Annotated in this window: 1 protein-coding gene and 1 pseudogene; one reads left to right on the plus strand and one right to left on the minus strand. The window is 45.2% G+C overall.

All coding sequences use genetic code 11. The features are described from left to right. Nucleotides 1-488: pseudogene (locus ACWA6V_RS20385) on the minus strand (methyl-accepting chemotaxis protein); the annotation flags it as partial. 520 nt (nt 489-1,008) lie between these two features. On the opposite strand from ACWA6V_RS20385, the gene ACWA6V_RS20390 reads away from it, so the two are divergent. Beyond that, the coding region (locus tag ACWA6V_RS20390) for a choice-of-anchor I domain-containing protein (protein ID WP_449524204.1) at nt 1,009-2,705 on the plus strand (1,697 nt) is incomplete at its 3' end.

Raw genomic sequence — 2,705 nt, forward strand, 5'->3', positions numbered from 1 at the left:
TGATCGTGAAAGGCAGAACTACGCTTTCCGATATGCAGTGTTTCCGTATCGATATAAGGGCCATGCAGAAATGGATTTTCCAATCCTGTTTTTACCGCGCGCGGATTTAAATCGAGAACACCAAGCCGGCGGTTGTAGGTTGTGGCGGTTACGATACCCTGTTGATCGATAATAAATAATTCAGTGCAATCCCCCATGACTTGCCAGGTTTTACGCAAAATATTGTCGTAACTGTCGTCGAGAAATTGTAATTGGCCGCGGCAAGATTCCAATTGCGTCCACTGCCGCTTCACCCATTGTTGTAATAATTTTGTGCGTGTACTCGCGATGCTCTCAAAGGTTTGTTCCATCACTGCATAGCGGCTGCGATTTAACCAGCAAGACCAGCCCATGGAAACTTTGCCTGTTTTTCCATACCAGTTAAGCCAGCCTCGCTCCGCGGGTGACAAATGCATAAGGTCGCTGTGTAAAGAGTGATGTTCTTGCATAGGTCTTCTTCACCTGTTTCTAGAGAGTTAGTAGTTTTAGTGGGAAGGCTATTTTTTTAAAGTTGTAAGAGATGCAATGCAGAATGTGCGCCAGTTCATGAAATGGAATAAAGACGACCATTGAGGACAACAAATAGGCAAGCCTTGGTTCTGTTTTGGGGCAAATGATTGATTATTTTGGTGCGTGATAAATTATTTTGACCTTAAGTAGTGCTTTGGCTGTTTTTTAAACGGAAAAAGCACGTTCAAAATTGCTGTTATTACTTATTCCAACAATATTGATTTTATGCTTCTCTAATATCCTTAATCGCACGCCGATGGTTTTCGATAGGGGTATTCGTTGCCGTCCAACGAGTAAGATTGATGAAAGATTAGTGTCATCAAGTTGTCATTTAATTGTTGCGAGTCTGTCATAAACGCTGATTAGTCTTGTCGCCGAAAATATCCATTTAATCGCAATCCTTCTGCTCAATCTTGTGCAGGTTTCGGATTTATCTATTTTTCAGCAACAGGAATAACTATGAAGCTTATTCAACAGTTTCCGCAGTTGGCAGCATTGGCTGCCGTATGCCTTACCTTAGTTGCCTGTGGTGGTGACGACAATAAATCTTCCAGCAGCGTTTCATCGTCAAGCCAACTTTCATCATCAGTTTCCAGTGTTGCTTCTAGCCTGGTATCGAGTGTTGCCTCAAGCACTACGTCGAGTGTTGCTGCATCCGTCGCCCCAATACCTGCACCGCAAATTGTATTAAACGAAATGCGTTCTGACGGCGGTGGTTATGACTACATCGAACTCTACAACGCCGCGAATACGGATTACACCTTTACAGCTAACGAGTGGGCTGTGAATGATATTAAAGGTTTTGCTGAAGATAAGGTTCCCGGTATTGTGATTCCGGCGGGCACTGTTATTTCTGCCAAAGGATTTTTACTGGTTGCGGTAGACCAAGCCGCCGTACCTTTTGGTGCACCTGCATCTACCTTGATCGGTGGTGCTGCGAATTTTGGTTTGGGTAAAGGCGATACGGCGGTATTAGTTTACAAAAATGAAATTCTCGACCAGAAAAAATGGGATGACGGCACGCACATTAATTCGTTTGGCCGTTTGCCCGATGGTGCCGCATGGCATGTGCAAACTGAAGCGCTGGAAGCAACACCCGGTGCAAGTAATAAATTGCCCGCTGTGGTCGCACCTGCTGGCCCTACGGATATTGTGATCAACGAAATTGTATCCAGTGGTCGCTCGGATATTAATTTTGATTACGTTGAAATTTACAACAAAGGTGAGCAGCCCTATACATTTGCTGCAGGTGAATGGACGCTGACGGACACCGGCAATAAACCTATGCCAATTCCCGGTGGCACAGAGATCCCGGCGAAAGGCCGTATTATTTTGCTGACCGATTTAGCCGTGGGTGCAAACTTGCCTGCAAATGCTCCAGCTGGCGCGATCCTCAATGGCGGAGTGGAAACTTTTGGTATCGGCAAAAAAGAAACTATTACCCTGTTTTACAAGGGTGAGCTGCGCGACCAAATCAGCTACGGCGACTTTCATGTCAATTCCTTCGGTCGTTTGCCCGACGGTGGCAACTGGATTGATCTTGCCGATGCCAGCAAGCCGCAATTGTACGCATCACCTGCGCTGAAAAATTTTGCGGCTCCCGCGTTGAATTTAACCGTGACTACGTTGAATTTCTCTTCCTACAACAATCAGGAAACAACATTAGAAGCAGACGGTTTCCGCGTATTTGGTTTGAATGCGGATTTAGCCAAAGATGTTGAACCGGAATATATTGCTGTGGCTGCCGATTCAAAAACTGCATGGGTAAGCTTGCAGGAAAATAATGGTCTTGCGCGTATTAATCTCAATGGTACACCGGCAATTACCAATATATTTCCACTGGGCTTTAAAGATTACGGCGCGAACGGCAATGAAATTGACCCAAGTGATAAAGATAGCAAAGTTGCCTTTGCCAAGTATCCAAAAGTATTTGGCATGTATCAGCCCGACGGCATTGCCACCTTCAATGAAGGCGGAATGGATTATGTGGTCACCGCAAACGAAGGCGATGTACGCGATTACTACACCAATTTTGTTGAAGGTGTAAAAGTCTCTGGCCTGACATTGGATGAGTCGGATTTCCCCAATGCTGTTGAATTGAAAAAAGATGCGCAATTAGGCCGCTTGGTTGTCACGCAATTTGCCAAATCATCAAC

Source organism: Cellvibrio sp. (assembly GCF_053579595.1).